This window comes from Zhouia spongiae, from assembly GCF_022760175.1.
Taxonomy (GTDB): domain Bacteria; phylum Bacteroidota; class Bacteroidia; order Flavobacteriales; family Flavobacteriaceae; genus Zhouia; species Zhouia spongiae.
Genome location: NZ_CP094326.1, coordinates 1461618 through 1479222, shown reverse-complemented (window position 1 = coordinate 1479222; position 17605 = coordinate 1461618). Strand labels below are relative to the sequence as shown.

The following is a 17605-nucleotide window of genomic DNA, read 5'->3' as shown; positions in this document are numbered from 1 at the left end:
TCATTAAGAATTTCAGCATGGCTAAAGTAAAAACCTCCTTTTTTTGTCAAAACTGCGGAACCTCTTATGCCAAATGGCAGGGACAATGCAGTGCCTGTAAAGAATGGAACACCATTGTCGAAGAAGTAATTCAAAAAGAAGATAAAAAAGGCTGGAATTCAAACAATACCTCTGTAAAAAACAAAAGAGCCCCGAAGCCACAAAAAGTATCAGAAATCAATCAGGTTGAAGAACTCAGGCTCAACAGTACAGATCAGGAGTTCAATCGTGTCCTGGGCGGCGGAATCGTTCCCGGCTCGGTAAGTCTTTTAGGAGGTGAGCCCGGTATCGGAAAAAGTACCCTATTGTTACAAATAGCATTAAAGCTCCCGTATAAAACACTATATGTTTCCGGTGAGGAAAGTGCCCAACAAATAAAAATGCGGGCGGAACGCATTAACCCTAATAGTGAGAACTGTTACATCTTAACAGAAACCAAAACCCAGAACATTTTCAAACAGATTGAAGACATTAATCCGGATATCCTGGTCATAGATTCCATTCAGACACTACACACCGATTATATAGAGTCGTCTGCGGGCAGCATTTCGCAGATACGGGAATGTACTTCCGAATTGATAAAATATGCCAAAGAGACTGCCACTCCGGTCATTTTAATCGGACACATCACTAAAGATGGTCATATAGCCGGACCAAAAATACTAGAACATATGGTCGATACGGTTCTGCAATTTGAAGGCGACAGGAATCACGTTTACCGGATTCTCAGAGCCTTAAAAAACCGTTTCGGATCAACCTCCGAATTGGGCATTTACGAAATGTTAGGGAATGGCTTACGGGAAGTCTCCAACCCGTCGGAAATACTAATTTCAAAAAATGACGAAGACCTGAGCGGAACAGCCATAGCTGCCACTCTTGAAGGTATGCGCCCACTCATGATAGAAATTCAGGCGCTGGTAAGTACTGCTGTATACGGAACGCCTCAACGAAGCACAACAGGCTATAACGCCAAACGTCTTAACATGCTCCTAGCCGTACTGGAAAAGCGTGCCGGTTTCAGGCTCGGTGCCAAGGATGTATTCTTAAATATCACCGGAGGAATATCCGTAGATGACACTGCAATAGACCTTGGTGTAATTGCTGCCATCTTATCAAGCAATGAAGACATTTCTATAGAAAAAGATGTGTGTTTTGCCGCCGAAGTTGGCCTGGCAGGAGAGATACGACCTGTACAGCGGGTAGACCAACGTATCATGGAAGCTGAAAAACTGGGCTTCTCTACGATTTTCGTGTCAAAGCACAATAAAATAACCGTAAAAAAACCACAAATTCAAGTAAAGCTGGCAGGCCGTATTGAAGATGTGGTCAGTGAGTTATTCGGCTAAAGCCAGCCCCTCCCAGCCTCCCCGAAAGGGAGAAGTTTTAATCAGGGAGCCGGATTTGGTATTAATTCATGTATTTTATTAATCTCTTTTAAAAGTTCCGGTTTTAATTCCACATCAATACTCGATATATTTTCTTTTAATTGATCAAGGCCGGTAGCCCCGATAATATTACTGGTTACAAACGGTTGCCGGTTTACAAAAGCCAACGCCATTTGCGCCAACGAAAGCCCATGCTCTTTTGCCAGGTTGTAATACATTCCTGCTGCTTTCTTAGAATTCTCGCTGTTGTAACGACTAAACATCGGGAACAATGCAATTCTTGAATTTTCCGGAGTTCCGTGGATATGCTTCTCCGTAAGTCGGCCAAAAGCAAGTGGAGAATACGGTAACAGCCCGATATTTTCCCGCATCGAAATCTCGGCACTTCCAACTTCATACAGTCGGTTAAGCAAGCTATAGGGGTTCTGCACTGTTATCATTTTTGGCAAACCATGATTTTTACTCTCCTGCGAAAACCTCATAATCCCGTAAGGCGTTTCATTGGAAAGTCCGATATAGCGTATTTTTCCCTCCTTTACAAACCCATTAAGACTTTCCAGCACTTCTTTAAAGTTATCATTCCAGGCCTCATCGTTTTTGTGGCTATACCCGCGGGTTCCGAAAAAGTTCGTATGACGTTCAGGCCAGTGCAACTGATAAAGGTCTATATAATCGGTCTGTAAGCGTTTAAGACTTTCATTTAACGCCATTGTCAGAGCTTCTTTGGTATAACCTTTCTGACGTATGTGCTGGTTAGAAAATCCCGGACCGGCAATTTTGGACGCCAAAACAATCTGATTGCGCTTCTTTGTTTTCTTAAACCAACTGCCTATAATCTGCTCTGTTGTCCCCTGAGTTTCTTTTCTCGCGGGCACTGAATACAATTCAGCCGTATCGAAAAAATTAACCCCTTGTTCAACAGCATAATCCATTTGCTCATGACCATCCGCTTCTGTATTCTGTTCTCCCCAGGTCATCGTTCCCAGACAAATTTTACTAACCTTCACATCCGTATTGGGCAAGCTTGTATATTTCATATTATAAATGGTATTTATGATTAAAAAAGAACCTCGCCAAAAAGCGAGGTTCAAAGGTAAAGAATCAAGATTACTTTACATATCGTTTAACAATCTGGTAACTTCATCCAACTTAGGAGTCAATACCACTTCTATGCGTCTGTTCTTTGCTTTGCCCTCAACAGAAGTATTTGTTGCAACCGGAGCATATTCACCACGACCGGCAGCAGCAAGGCTATTAGGGTCTATCCCCGGATTATTCAACAATAGCCGGACAATAGCAGTAGCTCTTTTCGTAGACAAGTCCCAATTATCTTCTATAGTACCCCTACTTCTATAAGGAACATTATCTGTATGCCCTTCTATTAAAATGGCAATGTCAGGATTTTGCGCCAACACGCTTGCCAACTGCCTAACCGCTCTTTGCCCTTCAGCTCCAACAGCCCAGCTTCCGCTTTGAAAAAGCAATTTATTCTCCATGGAAACATAGACCTTCCCATCTCTTTGCTCTACGGTAAGTCCTTTCCCCTCAAAATCCAGTAAAGCTCTTGAAATTGCATCCTTCAGTTGTTTCATGGCAGCATCCTTTGCCGCTATCAGCCCCTCCAGTTCGTTTACCCTTTGAGAACGATTTTCGAGTTCCGACTTTATTTTCTCCAAACGCGACTGCTCTTCTGCCAGCATCCTTTCTTTTTCTTCCAGCTGAGACAATAGCTCCCTGTTTTTTTGAGAATTTGCAGCAATTGCCGAACTACTCTGTTTTTCCAGAGCGTTATAGGACTCTTGCAACTTGTCTAATTGTGATTTCGTTGTTTTATAATCCTGTCGTAACTGGTCCCGTTCAGCAACGGCTTCATCATAAGCTTCCTGAAGCACCTTCACTCCGTTTTCCAGCTTATTTTTTATTTTTTCCAATTCCTGGGCTTCCTCCGCCAGCTTATTTCTTTCCTGTTTTAATTTCGCGTAACGATCTTCCAGATCATTATACACCTTAGAAGACACACATGAAGTAGCTAAAGCAATAAAAGCGACTCCGACAAAAACTTTTTTTAACATAGTATCATTTAGGGGATTAAATTACACATCTAACTCTACCAAAACAGGACAATGGTCACTATGTTTGGCCTCCGGTAATATAACGGCTCTTTTAATATTTTCTTGCAATGGCGCGGATACCATATTATAATCTATACGCCACCCTTTATTGTTCGCCCTTGCATTTGCCCTGTAACTCCACCACGAATAATTATGGGGTTCTTTGTTCAAATGCCGGAAACTATCTACAAACCCGCTTTTAATAAAATTATCCAGCCATTCTCTCTCTTCGGGCAAAAAGCCGGAAACCTTCGCATTGCGAACAGGATCGTGTATATCTATAGCCTCATGACAAATATTATAGTCTCCGCAAATAACAAGATTTGGCTTTTCCTGTCTCAGACTGTTAACATAACTCTGAAAATCGTCCATATACCTAAACTTATGCTCCAAACGAGCCAAATTGGTGCCGGATGGCAAATACAAACTCATTACTGAAACTCCATTAAAATCCGCTCTCAGGTTCCTTCCTTCGGCGTCCATATAATCAATCCCCGTACCAAATTCAATATGGTCCGGCTCTTTTTTTGATAAAATTGCCACACCGCTATACCCTTTTTTTTCAGCACTATACCAATAATGATGTTTATAACCGATCTCTTCAAATACCGCTAAATCCACCTGTTCTTTCATCGCTTTAATTTCCTGTAAGCACAATACATCAGGATCTGCGCTTTTTAACCAATCTACCAGGCCTTTTTTTACGGCAGCCCGAACACCGTTTACATTATATGATATAATCTTCATTTGATTGAATTATATTGTTTAACTTTTTCTGCCAGGACTTATTAATTCCTTCCTTTTTCATGAGGGTAAAGCTCATTAACATTATCGCTTTGCCAGAACTCTTTAGTATCGACATCCATGATGGTAAGAGGACTTTTATATGCTGCTCCGGTATCCATATTCCATACATTCGCTTTATTTACCGGTTTCGTGACCTCGATTCTTGTAGTGGGGGTATGACCAATATAAATTTCTGAATAATGCTGCAACCTTTTCGGATAAAGACTATCATCTTCAGCAAGCATTGGGTTTAATGCCAAAGCCATCTCCCACAATGTACGGTCCCAATACAGCATTTTTGGAAAATACTCGTAATCGACCCCGTGTAAATTGGTAAATCCGGCATGTACAAAAAGGCGGTTTTCCTCGTCCAGATGATAATTATTCAGAGACGCCAGAAAACCCTCGTGAACATCAATAAGCTCCTGATCCATTTTATCATACGCATTCAGGGTTGCCTGACCTCCATGAAACAACCACTGCTCGTTATGCTCTCCCTCTTGCAGCCATTTATGAAACAGGTCATCATGATTACCGCGGATAAAAACACATTCATTTGTTTTACTCAACCCCATCAGGTGATCAATCACTTCGGGCGATTGGCTCCAGCCGTCTACATAATCTCCAAGAAACACCAATTTATCATTTGCAGCCACATCAGCTCTGTCCAATACTTGCAAAAGAGCTTTGTAGGCTCCATGTATATCACCAATAACTAAAGTTCTGTGAGACATATTATACGATTTGAGCACAAATATAGCCTAAGCAATGCTAAAGAAAGAAAAGAATACTTTTTAGATTAAGCATATTTAACCTTCCTTAAAATCCGCAAGGCTTCTTTTAACGATCTGTATATTTTCAAATCGTAGCCTTTTACCAACCACCTGTAATCTTCCAACATTTGTTTTGCACCTTCAAAACCGTTCAAAAAACAGATAAGGTGCGTTGCAGGCAAATCCTTAAGATCTTTTTTATTTTGATTTGACAGAGGCACTCCTTTTTTTAATTTTTCCAAGATCGAATTATTACTGTTAAAAATATGATACAACATTTTACGATCATACTGCGGAGGGTCGAACAACAAGGTGCTGTCGATCTTATAGGTACCATTATCGTTGAATTTTATCACCACTTTTTCCAGGGGATAATATTTTTGCTGGTCATGAAGCCCCAGCTGAACATATTCTGTCAGCACAAAAGTATCTTCTGCAAGCGTCACCTCTACCTCATCAAGTGCTGAATAAAACAATTTTACCTGCTCATTGATAAGCTCAATATCAAGCCTGGAATAATATATTTTCCCTTCTACTTTTTTGGTTTGTCCGCCCCAACACAAAACAAACTGCTCTTTGAACACCTTATAATTCGACTCCAGATCCGCATGGCGGTTATTTATAAAATCGATCACTCCATCTAAGGTCAGCTCGATATTATTCCTGGCATGTTGTTCAATTTGAGCCACCACATCAGAATTCACATCATGGATCTCAATATCAAAACTACGGGGCATACTTATGCTCCCTTCCCTAAAAAAGACAGTTCCTCCCCAGTATTTCCATATATTTTTTCTCAGCGCACATAATTTACCTGCCGACTTAATAGTTACCAGCCCCACCACCTTGCCCTCTTCCAAATGAGGGAAAGGAATATTCTCATACGATATCAATGGAGGGTTACTTAAATAAGCATTCACCAGGTTCTGAATCTTACTGTCGTCAAAAAAATCGACTCCTAAGATCTCATTAGTAGTATCTTCAACCCCTACAACAATAAAAGAATTATTGTTTGGATTGGAATTAGCCAGTGCACATACATGCTTTAAGAATTTTGCCTTCCCCTCCTTATCGCCAATGTTGACAAACCGCTTTTTATCATAAAAGCTGTTCTCGTCATTGTGCGACAGCAGATTTTTTACCAGAAGACGCTTATTGATCATAATTCTTTATTCACAATAGTTGACGAAGCCTGTGCCGTACTCATTACTACAAGATCGGCAATATTGACATGACAGGGTCTGGAAACAACGAAATAGATAATCTCAGCAACATCTTCAGGCATCAAAGGCTCAAATCCCTTATAAACATCACCTGCCCGCTGATCATCTCCTTTAAAACGCACATTGCTAAATTCTGTTTTTACCATCCCGGGATTAACCGCCCCCACCCGGATACCAAACTTATTTAAATCGATACGCATGCCTTGGTTTAACGCATCAACAGCATGTTTGCTGGCACAATAGACATTTCCGTCGGGATAAACTTCTTTTCCGGCTGTTGATCCGATATTTATAATATGCCCATGCTTTCTTTGTGTCATTTGAGGCAAAATGGCCTTGGTGACATACAAAAGTCCTTTTACATTTATATCCATCATCATATCCCAATCGTCTATACCCCCCTCCTGAATAGGGTCCAGCCCGTGGGCATTACCCGCATTGTTAATCAATATATCGATCTTATTAAAATTTTCCGGAAGTGACCCAATAGCCTTAAAGACATCTTCCCTGATCCGAACATCAAAGTTCAGGGTATGCACAGACACTTGAGATTTTAATTCGGCTTTGATCTTATCGAGCCGCTCTTGCCGCCTCCCGCAGAGAATGAGGTTTATGTTGTTTTTTGCAAAAACTCTTGCGGTTTCCCGCCCTATTCCACTTGTAGCCCCTGTAATTAACGCTGTTTTATTATTCATTACTGATTGTTAGCAATTTATATGTTTATTTTTAAAATCATTATCCCCTCTTTTTATCATAAAAAACCTCCTCCGGAATTCAATTTTTGTAAATTGATATAATCCAAGTCGTTCTCTCTTCCGTATATAAAATTACCCTATGAAAATAATAATAACAAAAGTCTTATCTATGAAATCACTCAAAAAAAATTTATTGAAATTCTTAAGTCTTTTCGTTCTCACGGCTGTATTTGTTGCGTGTAGTGACGACGACGGGTCAAAGAACACTGACGGATTCTCTCATATTATCGTAAAGCTGACCGATGCTCCCGGCGATTACGACGCCGTAAAGATTGATGTTCAGGATGTAATGATTCAATATAAAGAAGACGGACCATGGGAAAGCATCGGAGACATCAACACCGGCGTATACGACTTACTCGAATTGACGGGCGGTGTAAATGTTGTTGTGGCTGACAATGAGATTCCTTCAGGGGTGGTAAAACATATCCGTCTTGTTTTAGGCGACGACAATACCATCGTTGTAAATGGCGAAGAAATTAACCTGGATACTCCTAGCGCTCAACAATCAGGATTAAAACTTAAACTAAACCAGGAGCTTGAAACAGGATTTGCATACGATTTCACCATCGATTTTGATGCTGATAAATCTATCGTAAAGGCCGGAAACTCCGGAAAATATATCTTAAAGCCGGTACTCAGGTTAAGTGCTGAGGTTTCTTCCGGTATTATCACAGGAACTGTTTCTCCGTCTGAATTCCAAAGTATGGCCTCTGTAGTATTAGATGAAAAAACAACGATCTCTGCCCATACAGACGAAAGTGGGATATTTATGCTTTATGGTATTCCTGGCGGAACTCATGATGTAATGATCACTCCTGATGCGGAGTCCGGATATGCTGAAACGATAATTGAGGGGGTAGAAGTTGTAAACGGTGAGATCATTGATTTGGAATTAATTGAACTGGAAGAAATCACTACAGGGAATATTTCCGGAAAAATAATGAATGAAGGAGTTTCCGTAACTGCTTCTGTTCAGGTAACCATCCCAAGTGAAGAAGAAGGTGTAGAAAACACGATCGAAACCATCTCTGCAACTACCGGAGAAGACGGTATATTTACGCTGACCAGTATTCCTCCCGGAACCTATACGGTAACTCTTACGCCGGCAGAAGGATCCGGACTTTCGGTAAAAGAAATTACAGATATTGATGTGCTTATTGCCGAAACCGCAGATCTTGGAGAAATAACTTTAGAATAAGTTAATTATTCATAATATTTTGTAAAGAGCAGCCTGTCAGCAGGTTGCTCTTTTATTTTTTAACCAATCGTTAACAGCAGAACTTTAAATAAATTTTCAATTTGCATTCAATAAATAAGGTTGTTAAATTAACGCCTCAAAAATTAAAATGAAGATGGAAGAAAACAGTACTATTGATATTAGTGTTATTAATGAAAAAATAGCACAGGAAAGTGCTTTTATAGACGCTCTTACACTAGAAATAAACAAGGTCATTGTCGGCCAGAAGCAAATGGTAGAAAGGCTATTGATAGGACTTTTGGGGCAAGGACATATTTTACTGGAAGGTGTACCAGGCCTGGCAAAAACACTGGCTATCAACACACTATCAAAAGCTGTTCACGGATCGTTTAGCCGTATACAATTCACCCCTGATCTACTCCCTGCCGATGTAGTGGGCACCATGATTTACAATATCAAGGAAAACGATTTTTCAATAAAAAAAGGTCCGATTTTTGCCAATTTTGTCTTGGCAGATGAGATTAACCGTGCTCCTGCCAAGGTGCAGTCTGCTTTGTTGGAAGCCATGCAGGAAAAACAAGTGACCATTGGCGATGAAACTTTTACGCTGGACAAACCATTTTTGGTAATGGCAACCCAGAACCCTGTTGAACAGGAAGGAACCTATCCGCTGCCTGAAGCACAAGTTGACCGTTTTATGCTGAAAGTGGTTATTGACTACCCTAAACTGAACGAAGAACAGCTGATCATTCGTCAAAACCTTAAAGGCGGTTTTGAACAGGTAAAACAGGTAGTCTCTCTGGAGCAGATTTTAAAAGCACAGAAAGCGGTCAGGGAAGTTTACATGGATGAAAAAATCGAAAAATATATCCTGGACATCATTTTCGCCACGCGTTATCCTGAAAAATACAACCTGCCTGACATAAAACCTCTTATCAGTTTCGGTGCATCACCACGTGGTAGTATCAACCTGGCTACCGCAGCCAAGTGCTATGCATTCATTAAACGAAGAGGCTACGTAATACCTGAAGACGTAAGAGCCGTTGTGTACGATGTTTTACGCCACAGAATAGGCATCACCTACGAGGCCGAAGCTGAAAATATCACCTCGGTTGATATCATCAATAAAATAGTTAACGAAGTAGAAGTACCATAACAGTAATTGTCATTCCTGCACGAACGCAGGAATCTAATCGGCCAAATTGAACATTAAACAGATTACGTCTGTAATGACGGAGTGACAAGTAAAGATGGATACCAAGGAATTACTTAAGAAAGTACGTAAAATTGAAATAAAGACACGCCGGTTAAGCGACCACGTCTTTGGAGGAGAATACCATTCTACCTTTAAAGGGCGGGGAATGACGTTTAGCGAAGTACGTCAATATACATATGGCGATGATGTCCGGGCCATCGACTGGAACGTAACGGCGCGTTACAACGAGCCGTATGTAAAGGTTTTCGAAGAGGAAAGAGAACTCACCATGATGCTCATGGTCGATGTATCAGGCTCCGAACTCTTTGGAACCGCCAACCGGTTTAAAAAGGAAGTCCTGACCGAAATCTCAGCTACCCTGTCATTCTCAGCAATGCAAAACAATGATAAAGTAGGCCTTATCCTGTTTTCGGACGAAGTGGAGCTTTTTATTCCCCCAAAAAAGGGAAGATCGCATATACTAAGAATTATCAGGGAGCTTATAGAATTTGAACCTAAAAGCAAAAAGACAGATCTGTCAGAAGCCTTGCGGTTTTTATCAAGTGTTATAAAAAAGAAAGCCATCACCTTTATCCTTTCTGATTTTATGACGGATGATTATCAGCAAACCCTCAGGATCGTCGGCCGAAAACACGATGTTACAGGTATAAGGATCTACGATAAAAGGGAAGAAGAAATCCCTAATATCGGTATGGTTCGGATGGAAGATGCTGAAACAGGCGAATTAATGCTCGTTAACACCCAATCAAAATCAGTAAGAAAAGCGTATACTAAATATTATAACGACAGAAAACACTATTACAAGAACACTTTCACGAAAAGCGGATGTGGAGTACTTAGTTGTCGGGTAGACGAAAGTTACGTAAAAAAACTACTTGGATATTTTAAGCAACGAGGATAAGTTATAAATGGATACCATACGATTACATACAAACAAATTACCGGCAATTAGGATATGGCTCATACTGGGGTTTTTCAGCCTTGGTTGTCTTAGTGGCTTTGCACAAACAACACCGAAAGTCACCTCAAATGTAGATTCTACATCCATTAAAATAGGGGAACAGATTCAATATAAAATACAGGTAGAAACCGACACTACGGCTCAAGTAATGTTCCCTGACGGGCAAACATTCGCCCCAATGGAGGTTGTAGAAGCATCCCCTGTAGATTCCATTATTATTGAGGACAAACTGAACCTTATTAAAAAATATGCCTTAACAAAATTTGATTCGGGCACCTATAACATTCCCGTTCAAACGGTTTTGATCAACAAGATCCCTTACCTGCTGGATTCTTTAAAAGTAAAAGTAGCGAATGTTGCTGTCGATACCACGAAACAAAAAATGTACGATATAAAACCGCTGGTGGAAGTAGAGAAGAATTACTCCGGCTGGTGGAAATATATATTTTATGCCTTTTTAGCCCTGACAATCATCGGAGGACTTTTATATTGGTTTGTATTTCGTGAGAAACCGCTAACCCGGGAAGAAAAAGAAGCGCTCCTTCCTCCTTATGAGAGAGCAATTCTTGAATTAAAGAAACTGGACGAGTCTAAATTTTTAATTCAGTCAGAATACAAAGCGTACTACTCACAATTAACAAATATTGTACGTTCGTACCTTGAAGAAGACGTACACATTACGGCCTTGGAGAGTACTACGGACGAATTGATCGGCAAACTGGAAATGCTAAAGGATGCGGGAAACCTCGATCTGGATGGCGAAACCATCGTTCAGTTTAAAAAAGTACTGGAAACAGCCGACCTGGTAAAGTTTGCGCGATCTACACCGGAAAATGCCGTTATAGAGAACGACAGGAAGCTCATTGAAAATATTGTCGTTAAAACCAAAGAAGCTTTACCTGAACCAACCGAAGAAGAATTACTTCAGAATGAAGAATATCTTGAAGAACTGGCGAGAAAAAAACAAAAACGGAAACTAATTATTACCGCTGTGGCCTCACTTTTGGTGCTAGGTATTACCATCAGTGCTTTCGGCTGGTATTATGGCTTTGGTTATGTAAAAGACACCATCGTTGGCCATCCGACAAAAGAACTTGCCGAAAGAGAATGGATCCGAAGTGAATATGGATTCCCTCCCGTTTCAATTGAAACACCAAAGGTGCTTAAACGTATAAAAACAGAACTTCCCGCTGAAGCTCATAACCTGATAAGCTCCAATCAGATATTTGGTTATGGGAGCATGATGAGCAATTTCTATATAACAGCATCATCAACAACATATAAAAAAGGGGTAGAGTTTGACGGGCAAAAAGCTATCGATGCCACTATTAAATCAATGGAGCAACAAGGAGCCAAAAACATCATTTTAAAAGATGAAGAGATCAGTACCCCTACCAACAAAAAGGGCTTAAAAGTCTATGGCTCCATGCAAATAGATACCCCGGGAAACAACGGTTCTCACAATGCAGAATACGTTTTACTGAACTTTACCGAAGGTGGTGGATTCCAACAGGTTTTGATCGTTTATAATGAGGGAGACACCTATGCCGGCCAGATCGTAGAACGCATTATTAATTCAATTGATTTTAAAACAGGAAGCTAAATGTTAGAGAATATACAATTTGCACACCCATACTTTTTTTGGTTGCTTTTGGCGCTTCCGATAGCTGCTGTCTGGTACTTTCTTAAACGGAAAAAAGAAACTGCAACATTAAAAATATCGTCTTTAAACGGATTTAAGACCAAAGGTTCCCTGTTGCCTAAACTAAAGTCATTGCTCTTTATCGTCAGGTTGCTTGCCTTAGCTTTTTTTATCGTTGCCCTGGCCAGGCCTCAGACCAAAAATATCTCTTCCAGAAGCAAGACCACCAAAGGGATTGATATCGTAATGACTATCGATGTATCTTCCAGCATGTTGTCAAAAGACCTGCAACCAAACAGGCTGTCAGCTCTTAAGGACGTTGCTGGCGAATTCATAAAAGAACGGATTAGCGACAGGATTGGTCTTGTGGTATATTCCGGAGAAAGTTTTACAAAGACCCCTATTACCAGCGATAAGTCTATCGTCCTGAACGCTCTCAGACAAGTAAACTATGGGGTCCTGGAAGACGGTACTGCCATAGGCATGGGCCTCGCAACTGCCGTAAATCGCTTAAAAGAAAGCAAAGCTAAAAGCAAGGTCATAATCCTGCTTACTGACGGGGTAAACAATGCAGGCTTTATAGAACCTCAAACGGCTGCAGGACTTGCCATTGAATTTGGAATAAAAGTATACACTATCGGGATCGGTACCAACGGAATGGCCCTTACCCCCGTCGCCTATAATATGGATGGTAGTTTTAAATACGGACTACGCGATGTTGAAATTGACGAGGACCTGCTAAAGAACATAGCTAAAGAGACAGGCGGTAAATATTTCAGGGCTACCAACAATAAAAAGCTCGAAGAAATCTATGATGAAATCAACAAGCTTGAGAAGACAGAAGTCGAAGAGTTTAAATTTACCAAATACGAAGAAAAGTTCAGACCACTGGTTTTACTGGGACTTGGACTAATACTAGTTGAATTTTTATTACGAAACACCCTATTCAGGAGTTTTGTTTAATTTAGAAGGGATCTTATGTATCAGTTAGACGAAAAAATATATTTCTATTTGCTTTTTATCATTCCGGTGCTTTTTGTGCTGTTTCTGGCTGTTCAATTCTGGAAAAAAAGAACACAGAAAAAGTTTGCGGATACAGCCCTCTTAAACCGCTTAAGTCCGAACAGGTCTACCGCCAAATCGGTACTGAAACTTGTGATGTTATTATTAGCTGTTGCATGCCTGAGCATTGCTTTGGTCAATCCGAAGATCGGAACCAAGCTGGAAACTGTAAAACGCGAAGGGGTCGATGTTGTTTTTGCTGTTGACGTATCTAAAAGCATGCTGGCCGAAGACATTGCTCCCAATCGTCTGGAAAAAGCCAAGCGTATTGTTTCCGAAATCATCAATAATCTTGGTTCAGACCGGATAGGAATCATCGCCTATGCAGCACAGGCTTACCCTCAATTACCCATTACAACCGACTATGGTGCTGCAAAAATGTTTTTACAGAGTATGAATACCGATATGCTTTCATCACAGGGTACAGCCATCGATGAAGCTATTGATCTGGCCAAGACATATTATAACGATGCCGACCAGACCAACAGGGTTCTTTTTATCATATCCGACGGAGAAGACCATACAGACGGGGCTGCAGTAGCCGTTGAAGGGGCTGCCGAAGAGGGAATCAAAGTATACAGTATCGGGATCGGAACCACAAAGGGCGCACCAATACCAATTAAAATTAACGGTATTGTTGAAGCCTATAAAAAAAATCAGAACGGAGAGGTTGTTATCACAAAACTCAATGAAGGTGTTCTAAAAGAAGTAGCGGGCAAAGGGAACGGCGCCTATATAAATGGAGCGAACACGAATGAAACAGTTGATTTTGTTACAGAAACATTGAACCAGATGGATAAAAAAGAATTTGAAACCAAGCAATTCGCCGACTTTAAAGATCAGTTTCAATGGTTTTTAGGAGCCGCAATATTCTTGCTGTTCATGGACATTTTCTTTTTAGAAAGAAAAACAGCCTGGTTAACAAAACTGAATCTTTTTAACGAAAAAGAAACCGACTAACAAATCATGAAAAAAATAGTTTATATAGCATTTTTACTGGCAACCTTTATCGGTTTCTCACAGGAAGAGAACCCTAAAGAAAAAGTAAAACTGCTTAAAGAATCAACAAACCTGACCTATGATGCCAATAAAGAATTGGTTAGTGACAAGTTTGTTGAGGCAGAAGCCAATTACAGAAAAGCGATAGCCAAGAGTGACGATAACAGCACTGCCAAATTCAATCTGGGAAATGCCTATTATAAAGAAAATAGTTTTGGAGAAGCTTTTGTTCGTTACAAAGAAGCAGGTGAAGCTGCCAAAACCAAAGAAGAGCGTCACAGCGCTTATCATAACCTTGGTAATGTTTTTATGCAAAACAAAGAATACGACAAAGCCATAGAAGCATATAAGGAAGCGCTCAGAAACGACCCTTCTGATGAAGAAACCCGATACAACCTGGCTTTAGCAAAAGAAATGCAGAAGAAAGATCAGCAGCAGAAACAAAACGATCAAAACAACGACGATCAAAACAAAGATCAGGATAACCAGGATCAACAACAGGACCAGCAACAAAATAAAGACGATCAAAATAACCAGGATCAAAACCAGGATCAGAACGATCAACAAGATCAAAATAAAGATCAGAACTCCGATAAGGACAAAGAACAAAAAGGCGATGAAGGAAAAGACAAAGAAGACAAGGATCAAAAGCCCGGAGATCAGCCTAAAGACAAGCAAGACCCTGAAAAGCAGCAGCAGCCAAGACCGAATCAGCTTTCTCCCCAACAAATAAAAAATATCCTGGAAGCAATGAGTAACGAAGAAAAGAAAGTACAAGAAAAAATAAATGGTAAAAAAGTAAAAGGTCAACCTGCCAAAAATGCTAAAGACTGGTAAACAACCTAGTGTTTAAATGGACTTGATACACAAGATGAAGAAATATTTTTTATACATATTGCTAATTATCAGCTCCCTTGGGTACGCTCAGGACGAAATCAAGTTCGAAGCCAAGGTCAGTAAAGAAAAACTAGGTCTCAACGAACGTTTACGAATCGATTTTGAGATGAACAAGGACGGCGATAATTTTATCCCGCCAAGCTTTGAAAACTTCCGTGTCCTGATGGGCCCCAGTCAGAGCGTCAGCCAATCCTGGATTAATGGCAAACGTTCATTCTCTAAAACGTATTCATATATCCTGTCTCCAAAAAGCAGAGGAACATTTACCATAAAACAGGCTGTCATAGAGATAGACGGAAACACTTACAAAACCGTACCGATCACTATCGAAGTTACCGCAGCCGTTGACAATCCTAATGCACCTAAGGGTGTAGACGACATTGCCGATGAAAACCTTCATCTGGTGGCCGAAATATCAAACCCAAACCCATATCTCAACGAAGCGGTCAGCATACTGTACAAACTTTATGTAAGCCCCAAGATCAGCGTTTCTGACTACAGGCCGATCGACAATCCCAAATACAACAACTTCTGGTCCCAGGATATAAACATCAACCGTCGGAAAGTTGAACAAGGAACCTATAAGGGAAAACCCTATCGCTTTGTAGTGCTAAAAAAAGTAGTGCTCTACCCGCAAAAAACCGGTGCGCTGGAAATCGAACCCCTGACACTTGATGTAACTGTCGACGTACCGACCAACAAACAAGATATCTTTGGCGGAAGGGTTTACAAACAAACCCATAAAACCATAGCAGCCGGTTCGAGGACAATAAGGGTAAAACCGCTACCTGAAAACGGCAAGCCTGAAGGCTTTACCGGAGCTGTCGGGAATTTCGATTTTAATGTAATCCCTTCAAAGACCGATTTAAAAGCCGGTGAATCGCTACAATCCAAAATTGAGATTTCAGGGAAAGGTAATTTAAAACTATTCGATTTACCAAAATTGAAACTTCCAAATTCGGTTGAAGTCTATGACCCTGAGTTTAAATCAAATGTCTCAACAAGCATTAGCGGAATGCAAGGTAAAGTTGCCGACAACTATACGGTAGTCCCTCAATATAAAGGCAAGTTCCAGATACCTGCTATTTCTTTCTCGTTTTTCGACCCTAAGCTTGAAAAATACGTTACCCTGACCTCTCAGGAACACATTATCAATGTATATGAAGGCCCTACAAATAACAATGAGGATGTAGCAGACAGCGATCAAATTCAAAAGCAAGCTGTTGCCGGTACCGATTCAAGTTTTAAATTCTTAAAGCTTAACCCCGATTTACAACCCGTAGACAGCACTGCTTTCTTTGGATCAACTGCTTTTTATATATTGCTTTTCGGGCCTCTCTTCTTCATTCCGTTATTTATTGTTATCGGTAAAAAGAAAAAAGCGCTTGAAGCAGATATTGAAGGTAATAAACGAAGAAAAGCCAATAGACTGGCTAAAAAATACCTTTCTGAAGCGAAGAAAAATCTAGGTCATAAAGAAGCTTTTTATGAAGCTATGGAAAGGGCCTTACACAACTACCTTAAAGCCAAATTAAAAATTGAAACATCTGATTTTTCTAAAGAAAAAATCACTCAGCTCTTAACTTCAAAAGGAGCTGACAGTACATCTGTCACAAGTTTTATTGCGCTATTAAACAGTTGCGAACTGGCTCGTTACACGCCTACCAGCAATGTTACAATGCAACTGGATTATGATAAAGCCGCCAACACCATATCTCAAATCGACAAACAAGTAAAAGTATAGCATGAAAAAGATTATAAACATTTTAATTCTGTGTATATCTTTATTTTCCTTTTCACAAAATGAGAACGAACAACTCTTTGAAAAAGCTGTACAATTCTATAACGACGGAAAATATCAGGAAGCTATTAACATATATCAGAAAATAGTAAACAATGGCTATCACTCATCTTCGGTCTATTACAATATCGGAAATGCCTATTACAAATTAAACGAGGTGGCTCCCAGCATTTACTATTATGAAAAGGCATTACTGCTGTCCCCTGCTGACAACGATATAAAAAACAATCTTCAGTATGCACAGAATATGACCATAGATGCCTTAGAGACCATTCCTAAGTCTGCGATCTCAAAACTGGCCGATAGCACCCTCGGCTTTTTTAGCTCTAAAGCATGGAGTATCATAGCTGTTATATTAATGACCCTCTTTACCGCTTTCTTCCTGATCTATTATTTTGCTTCTTCCAGAAGACAAAAGAAACTTTTCTTTGTTACAAGTATTATATGCTTGTTGTTTTCTGTTATTTCCGTTTCGGCGGCCTATCATCAATACGTATCTGACAAAAAGGACAATCCTGCTATTATTTTTACTGAAGAAACTGTGATAAAATCTGAACCCAACAACAGGAGTAATGATGTTTTTACTTTACATGAAGGAGCAAAAGTGAATGTTTTGGAAACATTAGGCGACTGGAACAAAATACGAATTCCGGACGGTAAAACGGGATGGATACCGAAGAATGATCTAAAGTTAATCAAGGATTTTTAAAAATTATTTAACAAATCTACGGTTCATTTCCATTATATTTGAGGC

General features: G+C 40.1%; 16 protein-coding genes. 10 read left to right on the top strand and 6 right to left on the bottom strand.

Features of this window, described 5'->3' with window-relative positions:
* The first annotated feature begins 17 nt into the window (after positions 1 to 17).
* Positions 18 to 1385, top strand: a complete 1368-nt coding sequence (gene radA, locus MQE36_RS06450; protein WP_242938351.1) for a DNA repair protein RadA — start codon at positions 18 to 20, stop codon at positions 1383 to 1385.
* A gap of 41 nt (positions 1386 to 1426) precedes the next feature.
* Here radA and MQE36_RS06445 read toward each other — a convergent pair whose 3' ends face one another.
* From MQE36_RS06445 to MQE36_RS06420, 6 genes are all read right to left on the bottom strand, one after another.
* Positions 1427 to 2461: an NADP(H)-dependent aldo-keto reductase gene (locus tag MQE36_RS06445; protein ID WP_242938350.1), complete on the bottom strand. Its 1035-nt coding sequence runs from the start codon at positions 2459 to 2461 to the stop codon at positions 1427 to 1429.
* Between the two features lie 75 nt (positions 2462 to 2536).
* Entirely contained in the window at positions 2537 to 3496 is a 960-nt protein-coding gene (locus MQE36_RS06440) for an OmpA family protein (protein ID WP_242938349.1), read from the bottom strand.
* Positions 3497 to 3517: 21 nt separating this feature from the next.
* On the bottom strand, positions 3518 to 4282 hold the full coding sequence (locus MQE36_RS06435; protein ID WP_242938348.1) for an exodeoxyribonuclease III: 765 nt from the start codon (positions 4280 to 4282) through the stop codon (positions 3518 to 3520).
* A 41-nt stretch (positions 4283 to 4323) separates the two neighbouring features.
* Positions 4324 to 5055 (bottom strand): metallophosphoesterase family protein, encoded by a 732-nt coding sequence (locus MQE36_RS06430; protein WP_242938347.1) that lies wholly within the window; start codon positions 5053 to 5055, stop codon positions 4324 to 4326.
* Positions 5056 to 5120: 65 nt separating this feature from the next.
* Positions 5121 to 6257, bottom strand: a complete 1137-nt coding sequence (locus tag MQE36_RS06425; RefSeq protein ID WP_242938346.1) for an ATP-binding protein — start codon at positions 6255 to 6257, stop codon at positions 5121 to 5123.
* Positions 6254 to 7012 (bottom strand): SDR family NAD(P)-dependent oxidoreductase, encoded by a 759-nt coding sequence (locus tag MQE36_RS06420; protein WP_242938345.1) that lies wholly within the window; start codon positions 7010 to 7012, stop codon positions 6254 to 6256. The genes MQE36_RS06425 and MQE36_RS06420 overlap by 4 nt, the downstream gene beginning before the upstream one ends.
* A 169-nt stretch (positions 7013 to 7181) precedes the next feature.
* Here MQE36_RS06420 and MQE36_RS06415 point away from each other — a divergent pair, with 169 nt between their 5' ends.
* The 9 genes from MQE36_RS06415 (at position 7182) to MQE36_RS06375 (ending at position 17560) form a co-directional block, all read left to right on the top strand.
* Positions 7182 to 8273 (top strand): DUF4382 domain-containing protein, encoded by a 1092-nt coding sequence (locus MQE36_RS06415; RefSeq protein WP_242938344.1) that lies wholly within the window; start codon positions 7182 to 7184, stop codon positions 8271 to 8273.
* A gap of 154 nt (positions 8274 to 8427) precedes the next feature.
* Entirely contained in the window at positions 8428 to 9429 is a 1002-nt protein-coding gene (locus MQE36_RS06410) for an AAA family ATPase (protein WP_242938821.1), read from the top strand.
* Positions 9430 to 9523: 94 nt separating this feature from the next.
* Positions 9524 to 10390 (top strand): DUF58 domain-containing protein, encoded by an 867-nt coding sequence (locus MQE36_RS06405; RefSeq protein WP_242938343.1) that lies wholly within the window; start codon positions 9524 to 9526, stop codon positions 10388 to 10390.
* A gap of 7 nt (positions 10391 to 10397) precedes the next feature.
* Entirely contained in the window at positions 10398 to 12053 is a 1656-nt protein-coding gene (locus MQE36_RS06400) for a BatD family protein (RefSeq protein ID WP_242938342.1), read from the top strand.
* Complete coding sequence (locus MQE36_RS06395) at positions 12054 to 13055, top strand: vWA domain-containing protein (protein WP_242938341.1); 1002 nt, start codon at positions 12054 to 12056, stop codon at positions 13053 to 13055. It begins immediately after the preceding gene.
* A 15-nt stretch (positions 13056 to 13070) separates the two neighbouring features.
* Positions 13071 to 14114, top strand: coding sequence for a vWA domain-containing protein (locus MQE36_RS06390; protein WP_242938340.1), 1044 nt, complete (start codon positions 13071 to 13073; stop codon positions 14112 to 14114).
* Between the two features lie 6 nt (positions 14115 to 14120).
* Positions 14121 to 14990, top strand: a complete 870-nt coding sequence (locus MQE36_RS06385; RefSeq protein WP_242938339.1) for a tetratricopeptide repeat protein — start codon at positions 14121 to 14123, stop codon at positions 14988 to 14990.
* Positions 14991 to 15006: 16 nt separating this feature from the next.
* Positions 15007 to 16794 carry a BatD family protein gene (locus MQE36_RS06380; RefSeq protein WP_242938338.1) on the top strand — a complete coding sequence of 596 codons (1788 nt, stop codon included), beginning with the start codon at positions 15007 to 15009 and terminating at the stop codon, positions 16792 to 16794.
* Position 16795: 1 nt separating this feature from the next.
* Entirely contained in the window at positions 16796 to 17560 is a 765-nt protein-coding gene (locus MQE36_RS06375; protein ID WP_242938337.1) for a tetratricopeptide repeat protein, read from the top strand.
* Positions 17561 to 17605 lie beyond the last annotated feature (45 nt).

What these genes read in the sequence shown, in the direction of transcription:
- radA (WP_242938351.1), top strand. Translation starts at nt 18, where the DNA reads ATGGCTAAAGTAAAAACCTCCTTTTTTTGTCAAAACTGCGGAACCTCT.
- MQE36_RS06445 (WP_242938350.1), bottom strand. Translation starts at nt 2,461, where the DNA reads ATGAAATATACAAGCTTGCCCAATACGGATGTGAAGGTTAGTAAAATT.
- MQE36_RS06440 (WP_242938349.1), bottom strand. Translation starts at nt 3,496, where the DNA reads ATGTTAAAAAAAGTTTTTGTCGGAGTCGCTTTTATTGCTTTAGCTACT.
- MQE36_RS06435 (WP_242938348.1), bottom strand. Translation starts at nt 4,282, where the DNA reads ATGAAGATTATATCATATAATGTAAACGGTGTTCGGGCTGCCGTAAAA.
- MQE36_RS06430 (WP_242938347.1), bottom strand. Translation starts at nt 5,055, where the DNA reads ATGTCTCACAGAACTTTAGTTATTGGTGATATACATGGAGCCTACAAA.
- MQE36_RS06425 (WP_242938346.1), bottom strand. Translation starts at nt 6,257, where the DNA reads ATGATCAATAAGCGTCTTCTGGTAAAAAATCTGCTGTCGCACAATGAC.
- MQE36_RS06420 (WP_242938345.1), bottom strand. Translation starts at nt 7,012, where the DNA reads ATGAATAATAAAACAGCGTTAATTACAGGGGCTACAAGTGGAATAGGG.
- MQE36_RS06415 (WP_242938344.1), top strand. Translation starts at nt 7,182, where the DNA reads ATGAAATCACTCAAAAAAAATTTATTGAAATTCTTAAGTCTTTTCGTT.
- MQE36_RS06410 (WP_242938821.1), top strand. Translation starts at nt 8,428, where the DNA reads ATGGAAGAAAACAGTACTATTGATATTAGTGTTATTAATGAAAAAATA.
- MQE36_RS06405 (WP_242938343.1), top strand. Translation starts at nt 9,524, where the DNA reads ATGGATACCAAGGAATTACTTAAGAAAGTACGTAAAATTGAAATAAAG.
- MQE36_RS06400 (WP_242938342.1), top strand. Translation starts at nt 10,398, where the DNA reads ATGGATACCATACGATTACATACAAACAAATTACCGGCAATTAGGATA.
- MQE36_RS06395 (WP_242938341.1), top strand. Translation starts at nt 12,054, where the DNA reads ATGTTAGAGAATATACAATTTGCACACCCATACTTTTTTTGGTTGCTT.
- MQE36_RS06390 (WP_242938340.1), top strand. Translation starts at nt 13,071, where the DNA reads ATGTATCAGTTAGACGAAAAAATATATTTCTATTTGCTTTTTATCATT.
- MQE36_RS06385 (WP_242938339.1), top strand. Translation starts at nt 14,121, where the DNA reads ATGAAAAAAATAGTTTATATAGCATTTTTACTGGCAACCTTTATCGGT.
- MQE36_RS06380 (WP_242938338.1), top strand. Translation starts at nt 15,007, where the DNA reads ATGGACTTGATACACAAGATGAAGAAATATTTTTTATACATATTGCTA.
- MQE36_RS06375 (WP_242938337.1), top strand. Translation starts at nt 16,796, where the DNA reads ATGAAAAAGATTATAAACATTTTAATTCTGTGTATATCTTTATTTTCC.